The sequence below is a fragment of the Corynebacterium axilliensis genome (assembly GCF_046097495.1).
GTDB lineage: Bacteria > Actinomycetota > Actinomycetes > Mycobacteriales > Mycobacteriaceae > Corynebacterium.
This window is the reverse complement of the sequence record NZ_CP175768.1, coordinates 1,696,357-1,717,876: the sequence shown is the minus strand read 5'-3', so window position 1 is coordinate 1,717,876 and position 21,520 is coordinate 1,696,357. Positions and strand designations below refer to the sequence as shown.

Here is a 21,520-nt window from a genome sequence, read left to right as displayed (position 1 = left end):
GTCGCTGGTTATTACCAGCGCAATGGGAGGGCGTGCGCTAGACTGTCCGCGTGATTGATCTCAAGTTTTTTCGCGAAAACCCCGATGTAGTCCGCGCCTCCCAGATCACCCGTGGGGAGGATCCGTCCCTGGTGGATCAGCTGCTCGCCGCCGATGAGCAGCGCCGTGCGGCGATTGTGAAGGCGGACCAGCTGCGCTCGGAGCAGAAGGCCTTTGGCAAGAAGATTGGTCAGGCCGCTCCGGAGGACCGCCCGGCGCTGCTGGAGGGCTCCAACGAGCTGAAGGAAAAGGTCAAGGCAGCCGGCGAGGAAGCGGCTGCCGCCGAGGCCAAGGTCGAAGAGCTGCAGTACCAGATCTCCAACGTGGTCGAAGGTGCGCCGGCCGGCGGCGAGGATGACTTCGTGGTGATCGAGGAGGTCGGTGAGAAGCCGGAGTTCGACTTCGAGCCGAAGGACCACCTGGAGTTGGGTGAGACGCTGGGGCTTATCGACGTCAAGAGGGGCGCCAAGGTCGGCGGCGCCCGCTTCTACTACCTCACTGGTGACGGCGCCTTCCTTCAGCTAGGCATGCTCATGCTCGCCGCGCAGAAGGCCCGCGAGGCCGGCTTTACGCTCATGGTGCCGCCGGTCCTGGTGCGCCCGGACGTCATGCAGGGCACGGGCTTCTTGGGCCAGCACTCGGACGAGATCTACTACCTGCCGGCCGATGACCTCTACCTGGTTGGCACCTCCGAGGTGGCCCTGGCGGGCTACCACAAGGACGAGATCATTGACCTGTCCAACGGCCCGGTCCAGTACGCCGGCTGGTCCTCCTGCTTCCGCCGCGAGGCCGGCTCCCACGGCAAGGACACCCGCGGCATCCTGCGCGTGCACCAGTTCGACAAGCTGGAGATGTTCGTCTACTGCAAGCCCGAAGAGGCCGAGGAGATGCACCAGAAGCTGCTGAGCATGGAGAAGGACATGCTGGCCGCGATGGAGCTGCCCTACCGCACCATCGACATCGCTGGCGGCGATTTGGGCTCCTCCGCCGCCCGCAAGTTCGACAACGAGGCCTGGGTTCCCACCCAGGGCACCTACCGCGAGCTGACCTCGACCTCCAACTGCACCACCTTCCAGGCCCGCCGCCTGTCCACCCGCTACCGCGATGAGAACGGCAAGACCCAGTACGCCGCAACGTTGAACGGCACGCTGGCCACCACGCGCTGGCTGGTGGCCATCCTGGAAAACCACCAGCAGTCGGACGGCTCCGTGGTGGTCCCGGAGGCGCTGCGTCCGTTCGTGGGCAAGGATGTGCTTTACCCCGTAAACTCCCAGTAGTATTTTCCGGTACTTATACTTAAGTGCCTTTTCCCTCGCCCCCCTGAGTTCTGGAGCATCATGAGCGTTGTGACCGACTTCATCTACCGGCAGATTACGCATGTGGGTCGCGGTGTGACCCTGGCGCAGGGGCTGAAGATGCGCCTGTCCGGCCTAGAGAACATCCCGGACAAGGGCGGCGCGGTGATCGTGAGCAATCACACCGGGTACATGGACTTCCTTTTTGGCGCGTTCTTGGCGTACCGCAAGCGCCGGCTGGTGCGCTACCTGGCTAAGGCCTCGATTTTTAAGACCCCCGTGGCGGGTCAGCTCTTCCAGGTCATGGGCCACGTGCCGGTGGACCGCATTGACGGCGGGGCCTCCATTGTGAAGGGCATCGAGCTGGCCAAGGACGGCGAGCTTGTGGGAGTGTTTGCGGAAGGCACAATCTCCCGCAGTTTTGAGATTCGCTCCATGCGCAACGGCGCGGCGCGCATCGCCCACGGCGCGGGCGTGCCGATCATCCCGCAGGTCATCTTCGGCTCCCAGCGCCTGTGGACCAAGGGGCAGAAGAAGCACCTGGGGCGCACGCACACCCCGATCCTCATTACGGCGTTGGAGCCGTACTACACCACCGGGGACTTCGACGCGGATATCGCGGAGGTGCGCCGACGCATGCAGGAGGCCCTGGAGGGCCTGTGGGCGCAGTACGAGGCGGAGTTCGGCCCCATGCCTGCGGGCGAGAAGTGGGTGCCGGCCCGCAAGGGCGGCGGGGCGCCGACGCTGGAGGAGGCTGAAGCCAAGGACTTCGCGGTGGAAACGGAGCGCTACCGCGTGCGCCGCCTGCGCGACGACCTGACCAGCCTCAAGGACCGTGTCTCCGAGGCCACGATTGAGCTGGTCCGGGACCGGATGGCACTCATGAAGGCGCCGGGCGTGGCTGACGCACCGGAGGGCGCGGAAGTGCCGGACAGTGCGGCAGCGGCCGCGAATACGGACGGCGCCGCGGCCAAATCCAAGGACCGCCCCCGCACCGCCCCGGAAACCTTGGAGTGGATCAAGGACAACCTCAACTCCGTGGTGGAGGAGGCCACCCGCGGTCTGGACGAGGGCCGGGACAAGGTCACGGAGGTCATAGCGCAGCTCAAGGCCGACGTGGCGGAGGCCCAGGCGTCCATGACCGCGAGTGGCAAGGAGATCTTCGCCGGCTCCGTGGTGGAGCAGGGCTTGCTGTCCGCCGCCACGCAGTCGCGGCTCATCGTCTCACGCCTGCCGCACCGCGTGAAGGCGGAATACTCCGAGGTACCCCGCATCCTGGTGGCGGACCAGAGTGCGCTGAGCATGGAGGACGGCGCCTTGTCGAAGCGCCTGCGCGAGGCCCTGGCTGGGGTGTACCCGCAGGCCGAGGCGCTGGTGATTATCTCGCAGCAGGGCACCGTGCTGGACGACGCCGCGTTTGCGGACGTGCCCCAGTCCCGCTGGCGCATCGCATGCAGTGAGGGCGCTAACGGAGTGCAGCTTAACGATGCCCCCGGGGGCATCGTCGCCACGGCCTCCTCCCCCGCAGAGGGACTGGCCGCGGTAGTCAAGGAGATGGGTGCTGCGCCCAAGGACCTGCTGTTCTTTGCCAACGAGCCCGGGGATGACGCCTTTGTCGAGGGCGGCGAGGACATCGCCGTGCGCATGGTGGCCCTGGAGACCGCTCCCATTGAGGTGGTCAAGGCGGCTCAGGCGGTGACGTACTCGACCGAGCGTTTCGGCGTGGCTGAGGTGCTCGAGGCCATGGCGCGCCTGCAGCAAAAGAAGTAGCGGGATTCACCACACTCCCACGTAGCGGTACGCCGAAATTTCCATAAGCACCCCTTGGTGGGGGTGCGTTTTCTTTTGTGTTCCCTATGGAAATGTCTGAAAACGCCTGCTTACGGGAGTGGAGGTTACGTGTGAGTAAGTGCTTTCCGGCATTGAGTCAGTGACCTATACCATTGGGTGTGGGAGAAAACTTCTTCTTCACCCCGCGTGAGAATCACGGCTTTGAGGGTGAGCAACAGATGCTCTGAACTGCGCTTTAGTCAACTGGACAGGACTTTCTGGCGCCGCGCAGGGGCGAGCAGCGAGAGAGGAGACTCGGTCAGCCATGACCACGACGAGCAACCACAGTTTCAACCCCGACTACTTTGAGAAGACCTGGAACGACTACTCCACTGAGGACTACGACGTAGTGATCATCGGCGGGGGTTCCGTCGGTGCCGGCGCTGCCGTCGACGCCGCCACCCGCGGTCTGAAGACCGCTGTGCTCGAGGCCCGCGACTTCGCCGCTGGTACCTCGTCCCGTTCCTCCAAGATGTTCCATGGCGGCCTGCGCTACCTGGCCATGTTTGACTTCCGCTTGGTAGCGGAGTCCCTCAAGGAGCGCGAGCTCAACATGTCCACCCTGGCCCCGCACCTGGTCAAGCCGCTGAAGTTCATCTTCCCGCTGACCCACCGCGGTTGGGAGCGTGTCATGATGTTCGGCGGCTTCACCCTGTATGACCTCATGGGCGGCGCCAAGAGTGTCCCGATGCAGAAGCACCTCACCCGCAAGGGCGTGCTCAAGGTGACCCCGGGCCTGAAGGAAGACGCAGTCGTCGGTGGCGTGCGCTACTACGACACGCTGGTCGACGACGCCCGCCACACCATGACTGTCCTGCGCACCGCCGCCGAGTACGGCGCCAGCGTGCGCACCGGCACCGAGGTCACCGGCTTTGAGAAGGATGCGCGTGGCCGCATCACCGCCGCCCACGTGCGTGACCTCGAGACCGGCCGTGAGACCACGGTCCGCGGCAAGGTCTTCATCAACGCCACCGGCGTGTGGAACGACAAGATTCAGGACATGGCGGGCGCCGAGGGCAAGTTCACCGTTCACGCCTCCAAGGGTGTGCACATCGTCGTGCCGAAGGACGCCCTCGATGCCGAGGCCGCCCTGTGCTTCGTCACCGAGAAGTCCGTGCTGTTTGTCATCCCGTGGGGCGAGTACTGGATCATCGGCACCACCGATACCGACTGGGAGAAGGGCCTGTCCCTGCCGGATCCGGCCCCGACGAAGGCGGATATCGACTACATTTTGGACCAGGTCAACCAGCGCGTGCGCAATAAGATCACCCGCGAGGACATCGTTGGTGTCTACTCCGGCCTGCGCCCGCTGCTGTCCGGCAAGTCTGACTCCACCACCAACCTCTCCCGCAACCACGCCGTGGCCCGCGTGGCACCGGGCATGGTTTCCGTGGCTGGTGGCAAGTACACCACCTACCGCGTCATTGGTAAGGATGCGGTGGACCTGGCCGCCAAGGAGCTGGGCACCAAGGTGGCGGAGTCCATCACCGAGAAGACGCCGATCCTCGGCGCCGACGGCTACCACGCCCTGGCCAACCAGGTCCCGGCGCTGGCCCGCCGCTACAACCTCTCCGAGACTTACATCGAGCACCTGCTCGGCCGCTACGGCTCGCTTATCCACGAAGTCCTGGCCCCCGCCGCCGAGGACGCCTCCCTGCTCGAGCCAGTGCCGGGCGCGGAGAGCTACCTGTGGGCCGAGGTGCGCTACGCCGTCACCCACGAGGGCGCGCTGCACATCGATGACATCGTGAGCCGCCGCCTCCGCGTGGCCATCGAGTTCGCTGACCGTGGCGTCGCCGCGGCACGCCCAATCGCTGAGTTCGTCGCTCCGCTGCTGGGCTGGGATTCCGCGGACATCGAGCGTGAGGTCGCCCACTTCACCGAACACACCGAGGCAGAGCTGGCCGCCGAGGCCGCCCTAACGGACCGCGAGGCGAATGACATTCTGGAGCGTGCGGGCAGCGCACGCGCCACCCAGGCAGACGCCTAAGAAATTGAGGGCCCAGCGGGAGCAGCGACCTCTCGCTGGGCCCTTGGCCTAGGCAGATAAGAAAGGACAACACAATGACCGGAACGGATGCATTCCTGTGGGAGTTCATCGGCACTGCGCTGCTGCTCCTGCTCGGCAACGGCGTATGCGCCGTAGTTAACCTGCGCACTTCGGGTGCGCGCGGCGCAGACTGGATCGTCATCGCGCTTGGCTGGGGCATGGCGGTCTTCGTCGGCGCCAGCGTGGCTGACCCCTCCGGTGGTCACCTCAACCCAGCCGTGACTCTCATGCTCGCGGTGAACGGTTCCCTTGAATGGAGCCTCGTGCCCTATTACGCCCTGGGCCAGATCCTGGGCGCGATGGTTGGTGCATTCCTTGCCTGGGCCGCATTCAAGCAGCTTTTCGACGCCAACAATGTCGACGATGCCGGCAACACCACTGGCGCTAACGCCACGACCGGCGGCATCTTCTTTACCAACCCAGCGCATCCGAACAATGGCTGGAACGCGGTCACCGAGTTCATCGCTACCTGCGTGCTCCTCATGTTCATTGCCTTCGGTCCCACCGGCGGCGAGTTGGGCCCGCTGAGCTACTTCGGTGTCGCCTTCGTCGTCGTCGCCGTGGGCCTCTCGCTGGGCACCCCCACCGGCTACGCCATCAACCCGGTCCGTGACCTGGGCCCGCGCCTGATGTACGCCTTCGTCCTGCCCATCAAGGACAAGGGCACCGCCAACTGGAGCTACGCCTGGGTTCCAGTCGTCGCGCCCCTGCTGGCAGCAGTGGCAGTTGGCCTGTTGTCCATGGCCCTGTAAAACCACCCCGACAAGGAGAAAACAATGTCAACCAAGAGCTACGTTGCAGCGATTGACCAGGGAACCACCTCCACCCGCTGCATCATCTTCGACCGCGACGGCGCGCAGGTAGCCGTCGGCCAGTTCGAGCACGAGCAGATCTTCCCGGAGAAGGGCTGGGTCGAGCACGACCCGGAAGAGATCTGGAGCAACACCCGCCGCGCCGTCGGTGAGGCCCTGGCGAACGCCGACATCAACGTCGAAGACATCGCCGCGCTCGGTATCACCAACCAGCGTGAGACCACCGTGGTGTGGGATAAGAAGACCGGCAAGCCGGTGTACAACGCCATCGTCTGGCAGGACACCCGCACCACCGAGATCTGCAAGGAGCTCGCTGGCGACGAGGGCGCGGACAAGTGGCGCCGCCGCACCGGCCTCATCATCAACTCTTACCCGGCTGGCCCGAAGGTGAAGTGGATCCTCGATAACGTCGAGGGCGCACGCGAGCGCGCCGAGGCCGGCGAACTCCTCTTCGGCACCATCGACACGTGGCTGTTGTGGAACCTCACCGGCGGCGCCGAGGGCGACCACGGTAAGGAAGCACTGCACGCCACCGACGTCACCAACGCCTCCCGTACGCTGCTCATGGATATTGAGAAGCTGGAGTGGGACGAGGAGCTGTGCCAGGAGATGGGCATCCCCACCTCCATGCTGCCGGAGATCCGTCCCTCCCTCGGTGACTTCCGCACCGTGCGTGAGCGCGGTTCCCTGTCCGGCGTGCCGATTCGCGCCATCTTGGGTGACCAGCAGGCAGCTATGTTCGGCCAGGGCTGCTTCCGCCCGGGCTCTGCCAAGAACACCTACGGCACCGGCCTGTTCCTCCTGCTCAACACCGGTACCACCCCGAAGTTCTCCGAGAACGGCCTGCTGACCACCGTGTGCTTCCAGCGCGAGGGCGAGCGCCCCGTCTACGCACTCGAGGGCTCTGTGTCCATGGGTGGCTCCCTGGTGCAGTGGCTGCGCGACAACCTGCAGCTCATTCCGAACGCTGCGTCCATCGAGAACCTGGCCCGTGAGGTTAAGGACAACGGCGGCGTTTACATCGTGCCGGCCTTCTCCGGCCTCTTCGCCCCCCACTGGCGCCCGGATGCCCGCGGTGTCATCGTGGGCCTGACCCGCTTCGCCAACCGCAAGCACCTGGCCCGTGCGGTCCTCGAGTCCACCGCATACCAGACTCGCGACGTCGCCGATGCCATGGTGGCGGACTCCGGCGTGGAGATCACCGAGCTGCGCGTCGACGGCGGCATGACCATGAACGAGCTGCTCATGCAGTTCCAGGCCGACATGCTCGGCGTGGAGGTTCACCGCCCGAAGAACGTGGAGACCACCGCCACTGGTGCGGCCTTCGCTGCTGGTCTGGACTCCGGATTCTGGGATGACCTCAGCGTGCTGGGCTCCCAGCAGGGAGATTTCAAGGTCTGGAAGCCGCAGCGTGACAAGGAAGAGGTTGAGGCCCTCTACCGCGACTGGAAGCGCGCCATCAAGCGTTCCCTGAACTGGGAAGACACCGATGACGACGACATCATCCAGTAGCCCCTCCTTGGCCCTGACGTAGACTCGTCACTATGTCCATTGACGCCACCACGGCCCCGCGGCTCATCGCCAGCGATATTGACGGCACCCTGCTCGATCGCAATCATCGGGTGCCCATACGCAACCGCGAGGCCGTGGCGCGTGCCGTGGCGTCTGGGGCCGAGTTCGCGCTGGCCACGGGCCGCCCGTTCCGCTGGATCATGCCGGTGCTGGAGCAGCTCACGGTGCGGCCGGTGTGTGTGACGTCGAATGGCGCCGTGCTGTACGACGCCGCAGCGGACCGCGTTCTCTCCGCCCACGAACTTTCCCCGGCAGCACTCACGGAGGTCGTCGACGTGGCGACCACCGTGCTCCAGCCCCTCGGGGGAGTGGGCTTTGGCTCCGAGCGGGCCGGCGGTTCCGTGCTGGACCCGGTGGAGGAGCTCTTTGTGGTCGAGCCCCACTATTCGGACAACGCGCTTTTCGACGGCTTCGGTGTGGTCAGCGTGGGGGAGTTGGTTTCCCGCCCGGCGGTGAAGCTGCTCATCCGCAATACCGACTACTCGGCCCCGGAGCTCTATGAGCTCATTGCCCCGCACATCGATCCGGAGCTTGCGCACGTGACGTATTCGATGACGGAGGGCGTTCTCGAGGTGGCCGCACCCAACGTCACCAAGCGCCGCGGAATTCAGTGGTTGGCGGACCACCACGGCATTGCCCGCGAGGACATCATTGCGTTCGGGGATATGCCGAATGACATCGAGATGCTCAGCTGGGCCGGCCGGGGCGTGGCCATGGAGAATGCCCACGCGGAGGTGAAAGCGGCTGCCGACGAAGTGACCGTGGCCCACCACCAAGCCGGTGTGGCCAAGGTGCTGGAGCGCTGGTTTTAACCCTCCGGTTGCGGGGTGTCTGACCCTGTTTTAGTCTTTGTGGCCATGGGGGTATTAGAAACCTACTTCCACTACCGCAACTCGGGGATCGCGCTAGTGGAGAAAGCATCCAGCTCACCCGATAAGCTTCGCGCGCTCGGCGCCGACGCCAGTGATGCCGCCGAGCTTGCCCGCCTGCACCGCATCTACTTCGGCCCCACCCGTTTTACTGGTAAACAACGCAAAGCCCGCGCCGCGGCTATAGCCCAAAAGCACGGCCTAGCCACCCTGGCACTCATCGAGTCCTACGCCACCCGGGTGAAGAAAGAGCTCGACGCCTGGAACCTCCGCGCACGCCTTGCTGCCACACCAGCCCACAAAATCCGGGAAGTCGCCGTAAAAAGACTTAAAGAACTTAAGGAGAAACGCGAACACAAGCCAGGTGTGCGGTTTACCTACCGCACACAGGGCCCCAACTCCGTCACCATCACCGACACACCCACCGTCATCGCCGATATCCGCGGCACCCTCGAATCCGTCAACCCCACCAACCTGCTCGACGCCGCCACCACCATCCTCCTGGGTGATGACACCACCGGCACCAGACCAGCCGTCCACGCCCAAGTCGTTGTCACCCTGGACGAATTCGACCGCATCATCAACGGCGACGGCGACGAGATAGAGTTGCAGCTCACCAACGGTGCCCGCATGACCGGGGCGGAATTCCTCACCCACAAATTCGCTTCCATTGGCTACGCCACCATTACCCACCCAGTAGAAGGACCTATCAACTCCTACCGGGTAGAGCGCCACGCCAATTGGAAACAACGCCTCACCCTGTGTGCCGAAACCCAAACCTGCTCCAGACCAGGCTGTAACAAGCCGGCCGATTACTGCCAGGTCCACCACATCATCCCCTGGCAAGCAGGCGGGCTCACCAACATTAAGAACCTGACCTTCCTGTGCGCCTATCACAACGGCATCAACGATGATGACCCGTCGAAACCCACCGGAAGAGGCTACGTCTTCAGAATGCCCGGCGGCATCGGCTACATCCCACCCTGGGGCGTGCCAATCACCGCCACACCCGAATACCAACAAGCCCTCGCCAGACTCGCCCCAGAAAAACCACCGGGTGCAGGCGCAGGCTAGACAGCCTGCGAAGAGCCACACCGAAACCCGCCAACCGCACCAGGTTGACGGGCTACAAGGCCTGCCTTAGTCCGTGTAGACGTGAATCTGCTGCGTCTCCGGGTCGAAGACGATGGAACCGCCCTGGAACTTCACGCGGATTTCCTTGCCGTTGCCGGTGGGGTGCTCGTCGGACGTCGGCAAGCCTAGCTGCGCTGCGTTGTTGTCGGACGCCCAAGCCTTGGCAATTTCACCCACCAGAGCGTGCGCCCCGGTCTCCTCGGAGTAGAGCACCACTCCATTCTGGAACAGCTGCGAAATTACCCCGGACGTCTCATCCGGGCCGCCCACGGCCAGGCCTAGGACCGGGCCGAAGTTGTTGAGCACCGTGGTCCACGATGCCTTGAGGCCCTCGTTCTTGCTCAACGCCAGCACCTTGGTCACGATGCCCGGAATCTTCTCCGCCGGCAGTCCGCCGACCTTCTGCTGCGGGTCGAACTCGGTTTCCGAGCGCTTGTGCATGATGGCAAAGACCGTCGCCGCCAGGCCCACCACGGCGGTGATGGTGCTGACCGGGATTTCAGAATCGCCGATGGAGGACGTGGCCTCCTGGCGTGGGGTGTCCGCGGCACCGGTATCAACGGGGGCATCGGTGTTGGCATCCACGCTGTCCTCAACGTCGGACCAGTCGGTCGACGGTGCGCTTACTGAGCCCGACTTCTGCGCCAAGTACTTCTCGTGCGCCGCCTGGCGGATCTGCGGCCAGCGGGCGATGACGTACTGGCCCGGGCAGGCGGTGTAGTGAACGTCGCTGTGGCCGAAGAGACCGTAGACCGTGGCGGTGGAGCCGGCCGGGTATTTCGCGCCGCGGTATCCGCCCGAGCGCAGGGAGACGCGGGAGGCCGGGTCGACGCCGGAGATGGCGGCCTTCCAGCCGGCCAGGTCCGTAACGGAGTCGAGCATGGCGGAGGTGGGCTGAGCCTCCTCGTAGTTGCCAATCATGGAAATTCCCCAGGTGTTCTCGTTGAAGCCACCAATGTGGGCGCCCTGCACGGCCTTGTCCAGGCCGCCGTAACGGCCCTCATAGATGGTGCCGTACTTATCCACCAGGGCGTTGTAGCCGATGTCGCACCAGCCCAGGTTCTGCGCGTGGTAGGTGTAGGCGGCGCGGACCTGGGCGGCCGCCTGCGCGCGGGTGTAGTTGTTGGAGCCCGCGGTGTGGTGCAGCGCGATGGCCTTGACGCCGTCGTCGTAGTCGGCACCCTTGCAGCGCAGGTTTTCATCCGCGCCCCAGCCGGCGCGGGAGACCACGCGCGGCATGCCGTCGGTGTCCGCGGCAGGGGCGATGGCCTCCCCGGCCTGGGCGTTGCCGTCCATGAACACGGCCTCCAGACCGTCGAGGCTGTTCAGGTCCGCGGCGTCTGCAACCGGGGCGATGTCGCCGACGTTCGAGGCGATCGGCGCCGGCAGCGGGTTCTCGGAGCGCTTCGCTGCGGCTTCGGCGGCGGCGAGGGAGGGGGCGTCGGCAAGCGCTGCGTCTTCGACAGGGGTCTCCGTGAACGAGTCATCCAGGTTGGAGCCCGTGACCAAGTCCACGTTGTTGACGGAGACCTGCACGTCGTTGGTATCGCCCACGAAGATGAGCTCGGTGCCGTTGGTGGCGGACGGGTCGTCGCTGGAGTACGCGTTCGCGTCCATGTCGTACCACTCGGACCAGGACCCATCTTGCTGCTTCGCGCGCACGAAGGCGGCGACGTCGCGCTGGCCCTTCCACGTCACGGCGAAGGAGGAGAAGGGATCGTCGCGGTGGAATTGTTTGACCGCGCGCGGGCCGGAGCCGTCGCCCTGGGCGGCGATGGCGGGGTCATCGACCATGACGGTCTCGCCGTCGCCGAAGGACTCGGACGCGGAGGCGACCTCGATGGGGCCGGAGCCCGTCTCCTGGGTTTCGAGGATGTCATGGCCGCTGATGGCCGCGGCGGCTACCACGGCAATGGAGGTCACGGCGGCGATGAGCGGGGTGGACCACGGCGATTTCGCGGGAACAAGACGACGTCGTAAGTGCACTGTTTCTCCCTAGGGTCTGCGCTGAGAGGCACAAAGAGTTAGATAACGGGACAGATGTTACGCCAGTGGCCAATGTTGTTGGAGGTGTGACACGCCCGCGCGTGTGGGCGTCGGTGGGCTCACGCGCGCTGCTTTAAGCTGGTGGACATGACTGCATATGACCTCATTGTTGTTGGATCCGGATTCTTTGGCCTGACCGTGGCCGAGCGCGCAGCCTCCCAGCTGGGCAAGAAGGTGCTCATTGTGGAGCGCCGCGAGCACCTGGGCGGCAACGCCTACTCGGAGGCCGAGCCAGAGACCGGCATTGAGGTCCACAAGTACGGCGCGCACCTCTTCCACACCTCGAACAAGCGCGTGTGGGACTACTGCAACCAGTTCACCGATTTCACCGACTACCAGCACCGCGTCTTTGCCATGCACGATGGCACGGCGTACCAGTTCCCCATGGGCCTGGGCCTGATTAACCAGTTCTTTGGCCGCTACTATTCCCCGGATGAGGCGCGCGAACTCATCAAGGAGCAGGCCGGCGAGTTCGCCGTGGATGAGGCGCAGAACCTGGAGGAGAAGGCCATCGCGCTCATTGGCCGCCCGCTCTACGAGGCCTTCATTCGTGACTACACCGCCAAGCAGTGGCAGACCGACCCGAAGGAGCTGCCGGCCGGCAATATCACCCGCCTGCCGGTGCGCTACACCTTCAACAACCGCTACTTCAACGACACCTACGAGGGCCTGCCCGTGGACGGCTACGCGGCCTGGCTGGAGAAGATGGCGGAGCACGAGCTTATCGACGTCTCCCTCAACACCGACTGGTTCGACGTCCGGGAGGAGCTGCGCGCGGCCTCCCCGGATGCCCCGGTGGTCTACACCGGTCCGCTGGACCGCTACTTCGATTTCGCCGAGGGTGAGCTGGGCTGGCGCACGCTCGACTTCGATATGGAGGTGCTGGACACCGGTGACTTCCAGGGCACCCCGGTGATGAACTACAACGATGCGGACGTGGATTACACCCGCATCCACGAGTTCCGCCACTTCCACCCGGAGCGGCAGGATAAATATCCTGCCAACAAAACCGTCATTATGAAGGAGTACTCGCGCTTCGCGGAGAAGGGCGATGAGCCGTACTACCCGATTAACACTCCGGAGGACCGCGCCAAGCTGGAAGCCTACCGCAAGCTCGCTGCTGCTGAGGCCCGCGAGAACTACGTCCTCTTCGGTGGCCGCCTGGGCACTTACCAGTACCTGGATATGCACATGGCCATTGCCTCCGCGCTGAGCCTGTTCGATAACAAGCTGGCCCCCTATTTCCGTGATGGCCAAGCCATCACGCAGGAGCGCGGCCACTAGGCAGTTGCGCGCGGCCTGGACGGGTTAGTCCCCGTGGCGCGGTATGCTGAAACACCTCGATGGAAGGAGGTGACGGCATGGCCCAGCGTAAAAAGAAGCGCGCAGACCGCCGCATGTGGAAGATGTCCCCGGAGCGGCTTGAGGAACACCTCAAGCTCCGCAGCCGCGCAACGCGGATACCGGATAAGAAGAAGGAACAATCCAAGAAGGCCTGCCGGAACACCCGGCGGGCCTTTGGCCTTTCTCTGGGAGGTTTCGCCAGCGCACGGGGCCGGGGCACCGCACAAAAAACTTGTCGGGTGCTCAATGATTGATTAAAGTTAACAGCAGGTTAACAATAGGCGAACAGAAAGTGAGTTTAGAGATGACTTCCCCTAATGCCCGCCGTTTCGATACGTTGCGCCACGACCTGCATGCCGATTATGGCCACGAGCACACCACGCAGGAGATTGACTCCTTCCTCGATGCCACGATCGAGCGGCACGAAGCTGGTGCAACCTTAGAAGAGTTTGTCCCCGTGATGGTGGAGCGCGAGGTGCGCGAGCATTTTGGCAGCCACCGCATCCACGTGCGTTTCTCGGCAGGTGCCGACCATGCGCTGGCGCAGGCCGCCGTGGCACTGACGAAGAAGTATGCCGGTAACGCGCTGCTGGTGGACGCCGCCGTAGCCCACCCGGAAAACGACCCTGACTCCCACATGGCCCACGTGCTCCAGGAGCGCGGCATGGCGGAGCACCCGGACCGCTACGTCGAGGACCTGCGTCTGGTGACTATCCCTGACTTCATTGTCTACCTCGGCCGCGAGATCCCGCGCGACGAGGCCGGCAAGGACGTCAAGATCTGGGACATCGCCACGGCAGAAACCGTGGAGGAGACCCGCGAGCTGGCCGATGACCTCGGCGCCCGCGTGCTCTACATGCTCAACCGCCTGGGCATCGATCCCATCTCGGAGGATGCCGCTGTCACGGCCTAAATCAGCTGGATAAAGACTTCCTCAACGCGGTCGACACTGCGCAGGGAATCTGGAAGGTTAAGGCCGGCATGGGCGATGACGTAGGCGTCGCGTATATCGGTCTTGGAGTTGCCGGCGTGGTGTCGCATTGCAAGCCCTGGTAGATAGCGAACATCTGCCCCCATGTCTTGGGCGACTGCGACGGTTAATCGGCCGATGTTGTTGGGCTGATCGACAATGACAAGGACCGAGGCGTTGTTGGCGAGGAATTGGCCGAAGAGCTTGCGTAGCGAGCCTTCATGCTGATTGATGCGTTTGGACAGGACTTGCCTGCCTTGGGGATCGAGGACGCAGGCGTGGTGGAAGTATTTGCCGACGTCTACGCCAATGACGAAGTCATAGGCCATGGGTGTATGCCTCCTAGCGATGAATTAGAAGTTGGACTATTTAAGCTTCATCGCTGGGGTTGTCGGACATGCTTGCGCTGGCATCCACATTACTGTGAGACCTCATACCACCTGGGCTGGGTCGGGTTCCTATTAGCAGTTTGAGGATGTCACTGTCTTCGGCGGCATCACCCCCGGATCATTTTCAGACAGGGGCGGGAATAAGCCATACCGAAGCCAGCGACTAGTTCCACTGTCCTTTCAGACGGAGGGACCGGAAATAAACATAACCAGCCCAATCGGGTGGACAGGCTATGAATCTTCGGTGCCCTGAGGTGGAACTGCTAACAACGTAATGGGGGGGAGCGGGGGCAAAGTCAATAATTCGAGTCTGGCATAAGTGGATAAGGATTGCCTAACCTAATACTGTTTCAAGTTATGTTCCGATCGGGAATCGGCAACGGAAGCGAGGCGGCGACGATGAACAGAAAACGTGGATCGACCAGAGAACCCCTCTCCGGAGGGGGAGTCGGGGACGCGGGCCCGGACGGGACGGGCGACGGTGACGCGGTGGCGTCGCAGACGGACGACGGGCGGTTGGTACACGTCGCACCGGTCGCAGCGGGTGGCCGACCATCCACCCGCGATATGCTCGTCGCCGCCGCGATCGGCGTCGCGGGGTCTCTCGTCGTCGTGCCCCTGACCTACCTGCAGGTGTTCGCCGGCATCGCCCACGTTTATCTCGTCGCGGCGACGCTCGGGTTGTGGTTCCTGCAGTGCGTCGTTCCCCTCATCGTCGTCCGCAAGCCTGGCGCGAGCCTCATTGCGTGCCTTGCCATGGGCGTCGTGTCCGCGGCGACCACCCCGTTCGGCGTCGCCGCGATCGGGGCGCTGATCATGGAAGGATTGCTCATCGAGCTTCCATTCATGGTCACCCTGTACCGGCGGTGGACGCGTACCCAGTTCGTGGCGTCGGCGATGTTGTTCTCCGCGCTGATGGGAACGATGGCCCCGCGCGCAGTTGGCGTCGACTCGCCGACCACGCCCATGACCCTGATCAGCTTCGCCATAGCCTTGGCATCGAGCTTGGTGTTTTTGGTCCTGGGCTTTGCCGTCGCAAAGGGGCTTCGCAGCCGCGGGGTCACCCGGTGACCGGCGGAGCACCCGCGTGCGCCGGTGCGACACGCGGGACGGCCCCGGCCCGGTTACGGGTTAGGGGCGCGGGCGTGCGGCACGCCGATGGGCGATGGGCACCCGACATGGTGGATCTCTCCTTCGATTTCGGCACGATAAACGCCATCACGGGACCCGTGGGATGCGGAAAGACGAGCCTGGCCCACCTCATCGCTGGACTGATTCCCTCGCACATCCCCATCGACCATGCCGGATTCGTGCACATCGTCGATGCCGACGGCACCGAACGCCCCGTGGACGGGGACCGGGTCACCTTCGTCGGGCAAGACCCGGCGACGCAGGTGCTCACGCTCCGAGTCGTAGATGACGTGGCCATGGCCCTCGAGTTTTCCCTCGTGGAAGCCGGTATCGTCGCCAAGCGATCAGCCGCGGCCCTATCAGGGCTCGGGCTGTCAGAGCTCGCGGAGAAGGATCCGTGGGCTTTGTCGGGCGGGCAACGCCAGCGGATGGCCATCGCCGGTGCGGTGGCCAGGGCGCCGGAGGTCATGATCTTCGACGAGCCCGCGGCCCACGTCGACGAGGACGGTCGCCGGTCGCTGTTCGCCGCCATCCGTGATTTGCGGGCCCCGGGGCGCGTCATCCTGCTCATCGAGCACGACCTCCGCCCGTTCGATGGGTGGGTCGACACGGTGACGATCCTCGATGCGGACGGGAGCGTCGCCGCCCACGGAGCGCCGGATGGCATCGCGGTGAAGGGCATTGCGACGACGGCCGCGACCGCCGGAACGCCGGACGCCAGTACGCCGGGCACGGGGGTGCCGGACCGTCCCAATCCGGAATCGGAGGCGGAGGCCGTTCCACTGCTGGCCTTGACCGGAACCCACGTGGCCCGAGGCGGGGAGAGGATCCTGAACGGGGCCGATCTGACACTGGAGCGGGGCGAGATTCATGCCCTAGTCGGTGCCAACGGAGCCGGTAAGTCCACCTTGCTGGCGGTGCTGTCGGGCCAGATGAAGGCGGGAGCGGGCCTCCGGATTGACGGCGCGTCCGCCCGGCGCGTCCCCGACGCCTTCGCGTCGTTGGCGTTCCAGAACCCCGAGCACCAGTTCACCCGCGCGACCGTCGCCGCGGAAATTGACTCCGCGCTGGCCGGCACGGACCCGCACGGACCACTCGGCGCCGATGAGCTGCGGAAACTGCGGGAAGCCTTGTGCCCCCGGGCACTTGACCCCGTCTCGCCGTTCGTCCTGTCGGGCGGACAGAAAAGACGGTTGGGCATCTTCCTGGCGGTGGCGGCCAATCGCCGTTTGCTGCTTCTCGACGAGCCGTTGGCGCATCTGGATTCGCCGAGCTCGCGCATCGTACTGGATGCCCTAGCGGAATACGCAGGGGCCGGCGGAACCGTTGTGTTCACGTGCCACGACCGCCGTGCTGCGCGAACGTGGGCGGATCGGGCGAGCATCGTCGCCGAAGGGAAGGTCGCCTGGTCCGGTCCCGCAGCCGACGTGCCGGCTTCCCCGGAGTCGTCCCGGCGGGATCGCGCACTGCCCGCGGCCGGCGCACGGACGTCCTTGGACGAAAGCCCCTGGACCAGTGGATCCGCCGCTCGAAGGCGCGCGGGGTTGAACGCCATCACGATTGTCGCGGCGGTGATGCTCGTCCTCGTCGCCGGGCTGCTCTCCGGCGGAGACGCCGTTCTCGCTCTGACGGGGGTCGCGTTCCTCGCACTCGCTGCGATCGCGGAACGTGACGTTCGGGCGACGGCGGGGAAGGTCCTCCTCGTCCTGTTAATCGGGGTGTTCTTCGGCCTGCTCGGGTGGCGCTCCGAGTTCTACGGCAGTGGGGATCCGGCGGAGGCTGTCCGCCACGGCATCCATCACGGACTGCTACTGACGGCCGTGTTTGCGGGGACGGTCCTGGTCTCCGCGTGTATGCGCGTCGAGGAGCTTTTCGACGCCATGGTACAACGCCTCCGGGTGCCCTACACATGGTGCACCATAGCGATTTCCGGGGTGAGCATCGCGGCGTTCCTGCGCAGCGAAATCCCCCAGCTGACATGGGCGATTAGATTGCGCTCGATGCGACCGGGGCAGTCTTTCCGCTCCGGCTTCATTCGCGCGACGACGCCCGCGCGCATCGCCTTTCCCCTGTTCGTCAGCGCCGTGCGCTGCGCCGAAAAGCTGTCCCTGACCCTGGTGATGCGCAACTTCGGCCGCCATCCGGGGCGTACCTTCCGCACCGATCACCCCTGGCGAGTGCGTGACGGTTTCGCGGCCGCAGCGTCCGCCGCGGCCTTCGTTGCGGCCCTTGTGTCCGCAGTGACTTGACGGGCACCCGGAACCGGCGGGCCCCGAGCCCGCGAGCGTTTCCGAGCCTGTACGGAGACGCGCCCCACCCAGTTGCTTCAACCCTTCAGACACATCCTCCGGGTCGCGCCATGCGGGCCCGGTCCGCCCGGCACCGGCATGGCGCCGACAACCGAAAGAGGTACCAGTGAACACGATCCCGACCATCAGCGACGTGCTTCGGGACAAGGCCGATGAGACGAAGAAGGGGATCACCTTCGTCGAGAATCGGCGGGACGTCCTCGTCCCGTACGGCCGGGTCCATGCGGAGGCGGTGGCGGCTGCGACTCGGTTGGCCGAAGCCGGCATCGGCCCGTTCGAGGTGCATGCAGACTCACTCGCCCGTGCTTGCATCGACTCAGGCACCGGGTACATCGACGTCAACGATTCGATCGACGCCCGCCGCGCAATCATGGCCCTCGACGGGGATGCTCGGCGGGAGGGGGTTCCCGTGCTCACCGGGTTCGGCCTGTGCCCGGGCTTGTCGACGGCCCTGTTGATGCTCGGGGCCTGCGCTGCGGGGACCGAAGAGGTCCGCGATGTGCGGGTCGATCTGCGAATTGGCGCCGACCAGGAATCCGGGGCCGCGTCGGTCGAGTCGATGTTCCGGACCATTCGCGGCGGATACCGCGCGATGCTCGGCGGCGCCATCGTCGAAGTGCGGCGCAACCTGGTGTCGTCGCAAAGCGGAATCGGCTACGAATGCCCGGACATCGACGTCGTACGCGGGGTGTGCCCCTCGATCCTCGGATTTTCCTATCACGTCGCCTTCGATGCTCTCCCCGATGAGTCGGTGGAGAAGATCCGCACGTCGAGACTGTACGCGATGCCCGTCGTCTCCGGTCTGCTCGCCCGTCTCGGGGCGGCCGTGACGTCGCGGAAGGCGCGGGCGAACGGCACTCCGCAACCCGCCGAGCTGGTCATCGCACTGTCCTCCGCCGGCGCGGGCGATGCGGGGTCGGCGGCCGAGACAACCGTCGTCCGGGCAACTGGCCCGGGTTCCTACAAAATGACCGCGGCCATTGCCGCCACCGTTGCGTCGGTCGCGGGGAAGCCGGTCGCGCCGGGGTGCCGGGATCTCGTCAGCCACCCCCGGCTCCTCGAACCGGTCCTCGCCTTCGCCCGCGATGCAGGCATCCATATCGAAACGCCGCATGACAACCCGACCACGGGGCCACTGCCGGCAGCGGCCCACTGCGACACCAAAGAAAAGGAGAAACGATGACGGATCAAGCTGAACGGGGTGCGGCGATCGTCGTCCGCGACCTCACGAAGAGCTACCCGATTGCGGGCACAGCCGGCACCGCGCCCGAAGGCGGGGCAGGTGCTCCGCCGGACGGCGGGCGCAAGGGAAAGCGCGGCGCCCGGATGCGCAAGCATGTGCTCGACGGCGTGAGTTTCACCGTGCCCGCCGGGTCGATCGTGTCGTTCCTTGGCCACAACGGCGCAGGCAAGACCACCCTCATCCGAATCCTGTCGACGCTCATCACCGCAGACTCCGGCGAGGTGAGCATCTTCTCGCGCGATGTGAAAGAGGATCCGGCGGGCGTGCGCGCCGCCATTGCCACCACCGGCCAATTCGCGGCGATCGACGAGAACCTCACCGGCCGGGAGAACCTGGAGTTCTTCGGGCGTCTGCGCGGACTCGACCGCGCCGACGCGGCCGCCCGCGCGACGGAACTGCTCGCGCAATTCTCGCTCGCGGACAGTGCCTCGACGCTGGCGTCGGCCTATTCGGGTGGCATGCGGCGCCGCCTCGACATCGCCGCGTCGCTGTGCGTCGTGCCCAGGTTGCTGTTCCTCGACGAACCCACGACGGGGCTGGACCCGGTCAGCCGCGAAGAGTTGTGGGGCTTCATCCGGCAATTGCGGGACGACGGAATGACCCTGGTGCTGACCACCCAGTACCTGGAAGAGGCGGAGGCGCTGGCAGACCACGTCCATCTGCTCAAGGACCGCCGCATCGTCGCCAGCGGAACGCCGGAGGAATTGCGCCGCGACTTCGGGTCGCACGTGCTCCGCGTGTCCTTTGCCACCACCGCCGAGGCGGAGGCGTTCGCCCGCTGCCTCGGAGGAACGTGCCTGGACGGCGCCCGCGTCGCGGGGAAGTCGGTGTCCCTCGACGTCGACCCCGGACCGCAGGTCCTCGAGGCGGTGGCGCAGGCGATGGAGGCCTCGGACGCGTTGCCGGATTCGCTGAGCGTGTCGCCGCCCACCCTCAACGAGGTATTCATATCGATGAACGCAGGGGGTGCGGCGCGATGAGTGCGACGTCGGTCGCGGCGTTCCTCCGTCGGGATCTGCTGCTGTTGCGACGCAACACCGCGTCGCTGATCTCCATGTTCGTCGTTCCTCCCCTCTTCCTGCTGTGCCTGTACGCGGTGTTTGGGTACTCGGCAGGGCAATCCGGCTTCGGGTACCTGCGTTTCGTGCTCGGCGGCTGCCTGTTCCAGGCGGCGATGTTCACCGCCGCGGCGTCGGCGATGGCGGTGGGACAGGACGTCGAATCCGGGCTCGTTGACCGCGTGCGCGTGTTGCCCGGGGCCACAGGCGGCTATGTCGCCGGCAGGCTCGCCACCGATGTGCTGCGGATGTCCGCGTCGATCGCGGCGCTGCTGGTCGTCGCGTGGTCCTGCGGCCTCGACATGGCTCTCGGTGACGTCGCGTGGACAGTCCTGTGGTCACTGCTCGCCGCCGCGGTCCTGTCCCTGGTCACGGACGGGGTGATCCTGATGGTGCCCGCCCCGGTGTCGACAGCCTCATCGATCCAGGCGCTGGAAATGCTGCTGCTCATGTTCTCCACCGCGTTCATTCCGGCGACCGCTTTGGACGGCTCCCTGCGCGACGTCGTACGTCACATGCCGTTTTCGCCGATCATCGAGGTGATCAGGGCGGCGTCCCCGGATGCCTTCCCGGATAGTGCCGGGGAAGAGGCCGCCCTGTGGCTCGGTGTCGCGGCGGTCGCCGGAATCGTCTTGTTCATCCGCCGGTTCACCTTGAGGAGCGAATCATGATCGACGCCATTTTCGTGCATCTGCGGCGCATCGTCCACACTTGGCTGCGGCGCCCTGACTTCTGGTTCATGACGTTCATTGCTCCGCTCGTGTACCTGTTCATCGTCAACCGCATGTTCGGTGGCCTGGTCAGGCAGCTCACCGGAGAGTTCGAACTCCCGAACGCGGTCATCCTGGTCGTGACGACGTGGGCGTTCATCTTGGCCATCACGGGATCGTCCACTGTGTTCGTTGAACGCAGCAATGGCCTCCACGAGCGGTTGATCACCATGCCGGCACCGTACGCGGCCGTGCCGACCGCACGGATCATCGCCGAGTTTATCCGGATCATGGCGATGACGGTCGTCGTCGCGGCGGTGGCCGCCTTGCTTTCCGACAGCCCCCCTGAGGTGTCCTGGTGGTGGAGGATCACGGTGACCGGCGCGATGGTTGCCGCGGCGGCCGCATGCACCGGCACGTACATCGCGTTCTCCATCACCAGCCCCCAGGGATCCGTGGCCCTCATCCCGTTAATCATCGTTGCGATGTTCGTCAACACGGTGCTCATGCCCGCCGACCACTTCCGTCCCCTCCTGCGCGGAATCGCCGGGCACACCCCCGTATCCGCGGCCGGCGAGGCCGTCAACGGCACCGGGGCTGCGGGTCTGGTGGTCTGCGCGGCCTGGTTCTTTGGTATCGCTGTGCTCGCGGCGTGGGGCATCGCCGTGAAAACGAGGCCGGGGGAGTCTGCATGACGGCCCGCGAATCCGAGCATCTAA

Annotated in this window: 17 protein-coding genes and 1 pseudogene; 16 read left to right on the top strand and 2 right to left on the bottom strand. The window is 65.2% G+C overall.

The window, feature by feature from the left end; translation table 11 throughout:
- Window positions 1–50: 50 nt before the first annotated feature.
- From serS to ACKFR8_RS08180, 7 genes are all read left to right on the top strand, one after another.
- On the top strand, window positions 51–1,316 hold the full coding sequence (serS, locus tag ACKFR8_RS08210) for a serine--tRNA ligase (RefSeq protein WP_408929735.1): 1,266 nt from the start codon (window positions 51–53) through the stop codon (window positions 1,314–1,316).
- Between the two features lie 60 nt (window positions 1,317–1,376).
- The gene (locus tag ACKFR8_RS08205; RefSeq protein WP_408929734.1) at window positions 1,377–3,104 is read left to right on the top strand and encodes a lysophospholipid acyltransferase family protein; all 1,728 of its coding nucleotides are present in this window, start codon (window positions 1,377–1,379) and stop codon (window positions 3,102–3,104) included.
- A gap of 325 nt (window positions 3,105–3,429) precedes the next feature.
- A complete protein-coding gene (locus ACKFR8_RS08200; protein ID WP_408929733.1) occupies window positions 3,430–5,154 on the top strand; it encodes a glycerol-3-phosphate dehydrogenase/oxidase in 1,725 nt (574 codons plus the stop codon).
- Between the two features lie 74 nt (window positions 5,155–5,228).
- The gene (locus tag ACKFR8_RS08195; protein WP_408929732.1) at window positions 5,229–5,966 is read left to right on the top strand and encodes an MIP/aquaporin family protein; all 738 of its coding nucleotides are present in this window, start codon (window positions 5,229–5,231) and stop codon (window positions 5,964–5,966) included.
- Window positions 5,967–5,990: 24 nt separating this feature from the next.
- The gene (gene glpK, locus ACKFR8_RS08190) at window positions 5,991–7,538 is read left to right on the top strand and encodes a glycerol kinase GlpK (RefSeq protein ID WP_408929731.1); all 1,548 of its coding nucleotides are present in this window, start codon (window positions 5,991–5,993) and stop codon (window positions 7,536–7,538) included.
- A gap of 32 nt (window positions 7,539–7,570) precedes the next feature.
- Complete coding sequence (locus ACKFR8_RS08185; RefSeq protein WP_296133865.1) at window positions 7,571–8,410, top strand: HAD family hydrolase; 840 nt, start codon at window positions 7,571–7,573, stop codon at window positions 8,408–8,410.
- 45 nt (window positions 8,411–8,455) lie between these two features.
- On the top strand, window positions 8,456–9,541 hold the full coding sequence (locus ACKFR8_RS08180) for an HNH endonuclease signature motif containing protein (protein WP_408929730.1): 1,086 nt from the start codon (window positions 8,456–8,458) through the stop codon (window positions 9,539–9,541).
- Window positions 9,542–9,607: 66 nt separating this feature from the next.
- On the opposite strand, the gene ACKFR8_RS08175 is transcribed toward ACKFR8_RS08180, so the two are convergent.
- Window positions 9,608–11,587 (bottom strand): N-acetylmuramoyl-L-alanine amidase, encoded by a 1,980-nt coding sequence (locus ACKFR8_RS08175; protein WP_408929729.1) that lies wholly within the window; start codon window positions 11,585–11,587, stop codon window positions 9,608–9,610.
- Between the two features lie 147 nt (window positions 11,588–11,734).
- Between ACKFR8_RS08175 and glf the strand changes: the two genes are divergently transcribed.
- From glf to ACKFR8_RS08160, 3 genes are all read left to right on the top strand, one after another.
- Window positions 11,735–12,931 (top strand): UDP-galactopyranose mutase, encoded by a 1,197-nt coding sequence (gene glf, locus ACKFR8_RS08170; protein WP_408929728.1) that lies wholly within the window; start codon window positions 11,735–11,737, stop codon window positions 12,929–12,931.
- A gap of 77 nt (window positions 12,932–13,008) precedes the next feature.
- Entirely contained in the window at window positions 13,009–13,245 is a 237-nt protein-coding gene (locus ACKFR8_RS08165; protein ID WP_408929727.1) for a hypothetical protein, read from the top strand.
- Window positions 13,246–13,295: 50 nt separating this feature from the next.
- Window positions 13,296–13,904 (top strand): three-helix bundle dimerization domain-containing protein, encoded by a 609-nt coding sequence (locus tag ACKFR8_RS08160; protein ID WP_306508374.1) that lies wholly within the window; start codon window positions 13,296–13,298, stop codon window positions 13,902–13,904.
- Between the two features lie 2 nt (window positions 13,905–13,906).
- Here ACKFR8_RS08160 and ACKFR8_RS08155 read toward each other — a convergent pair.
- A pseudogene (locus ACKFR8_RS08155) lies at window positions 13,907–14,290 on the bottom strand (IS110 family transposase); the annotation flags it as partial.
- Window positions 14,291–14,917: 627 nt separating this feature from the next.
- Between ACKFR8_RS08155 and ACKFR8_RS08150 the strand changes: the two are divergent.
- The 6 genes from ACKFR8_RS08150 (at window position 14,918) to ACKFR8_RS08125 (ending at window position 21,496) form a co-directional block, all read left to right on the top strand.
- Window positions 14,918–15,421, top strand: coding sequence for an ECF transporter S component (locus tag ACKFR8_RS08150; RefSeq protein WP_408929726.1), 504 nt, complete (start codon window positions 14,918–14,920; stop codon window positions 15,419–15,421).
- A gap of 107 nt (window positions 15,422–15,528) precedes the next feature.
- Window positions 15,529–17,730, top strand: a complete 2,202-nt coding sequence (locus ACKFR8_RS08145; protein ID WP_408929725.1) for an ATP-binding cassette domain-containing protein — start codon at window positions 15,529–15,531, stop codon at window positions 17,728–17,730.
- A 166-nt stretch (window positions 17,731–17,896) separates the two neighbouring features.
- On the top strand, window positions 17,897–18,973 hold the full coding sequence (locus ACKFR8_RS08140; RefSeq protein WP_408929724.1) for a saccharopine dehydrogenase: 1,077 nt from the start codon (window positions 17,897–17,899) through the stop codon (window positions 18,971–18,973).
- The gene (locus tag ACKFR8_RS08135) at window positions 18,970–20,013 is read left to right on the top strand and encodes an ABC transporter ATP-binding protein (RefSeq protein ID WP_239180856.1); all 1,044 of its coding nucleotides are present in this window, start codon (window positions 18,970–18,972) and stop codon (window positions 20,011–20,013) included. The genes ACKFR8_RS08140 and ACKFR8_RS08135 overlap by 4 nt, the downstream gene beginning before the upstream one ends.
- A complete protein-coding gene (locus ACKFR8_RS08130; protein ID WP_095279056.1) occupies window positions 20,010–20,762 on the top strand; it encodes an ABC transporter permease in 753 nt (250 codons plus the stop codon). Before ACKFR8_RS08135 ends, ACKFR8_RS08130 begins: the two co-directional genes overlap by 4 nt.
- Window positions 20,759–21,496: an ABC transporter permease gene (locus ACKFR8_RS08125; RefSeq protein ID WP_095534860.1), complete on the top strand. Its 738-nt coding sequence runs from the start codon at window positions 20,759–20,761 to the stop codon at window positions 21,494–21,496. The genes ACKFR8_RS08130 and ACKFR8_RS08125 overlap by 4 nt, the downstream gene beginning before the upstream one ends.
- The last annotated feature ends 24 nt before the right edge of the window (window positions 21,497–21,520 follow it).

What these genes read in the sequence shown, in the direction of transcription:
- ACKFR8_RS08205 (WP_408929734.1), top strand. Translation starts at nt 1,377, where the DNA reads ATGAGCGTTGTGACCGACTTCATCTACCGGCAGATTACGCATGTGGGT.
- ACKFR8_RS08200 (WP_408929733.1), top strand. Translation starts at nt 3,430, where the DNA reads ATGACCACGACGAGCAACCACAGTTTCAACCCCGACTACTTTGAGAAG.
- ACKFR8_RS08195 (WP_408929732.1), top strand. Translation starts at nt 5,229, where the DNA reads ATGACCGGAACGGATGCATTCCTGTGGGAGTTCATCGGCACTGCGCTG.
- glpK (WP_408929731.1), top strand. Translation starts at nt 5,991, where the DNA reads ATGTCAACCAAGAGCTACGTTGCAGCGATTGACCAGGGAACCACCTCC.
- ACKFR8_RS08185 (WP_296133865.1), top strand. Translation starts at nt 7,571, where the DNA reads ATGTCCATTGACGCCACCACGGCCCCGCGGCTCATCGCCAGCGATATT.
- ACKFR8_RS08180 (WP_408929730.1), top strand. Translation starts at nt 8,456, where the DNA reads ATGGGGGTATTAGAAACCTACTTCCACTACCGCAACTCGGGGATCGCG.
- glf (WP_408929728.1), top strand. Translation starts at nt 11,735, where the DNA reads ATGACTGCATATGACCTCATTGTTGTTGGATCCGGATTCTTTGGCCTG.
- ACKFR8_RS08165 (WP_408929727.1), top strand. Translation starts at nt 13,009, where the DNA reads ATGGCCCAGCGTAAAAAGAAGCGCGCAGACCGCCGCATGTGGAAGATG.
- ACKFR8_RS08160 (WP_306508374.1), top strand. Translation starts at nt 13,296, where the DNA reads ATGACTTCCCCTAATGCCCGCCGTTTCGATACGTTGCGCCACGACCTG.
- ACKFR8_RS08150 (WP_408929726.1), top strand. Translation starts at nt 14,918, where the DNA reads ATGCTCGTCGCCGCCGCGATCGGCGTCGCGGGGTCTCTCGTCGTCGTG.
- ACKFR8_RS08145 (WP_408929725.1), top strand. Translation starts at nt 15,529, where the DNA reads ATGGTGGATCTCTCCTTCGATTTCGGCACGATAAACGCCATCACGGGA.
- ACKFR8_RS08135 (WP_239180856.1), top strand. Translation starts at nt 18,970, where the DNA reads ATGACGGATCAAGCTGAACGGGGTGCGGCGATCGTCGTCCGCGACCTC.
- ACKFR8_RS08130 (WP_095279056.1), top strand. Translation starts at nt 20,010, where the DNA reads ATGAGTGCGACGTCGGTCGCGGCGTTCCTCCGTCGGGATCTGCTGCTG.
- ACKFR8_RS08125 (WP_095534860.1), top strand. Translation starts at nt 20,759, where the DNA reads ATGATCGACGCCATTTTCGTGCATCTGCGGCGCATCGTCCACACTTGG.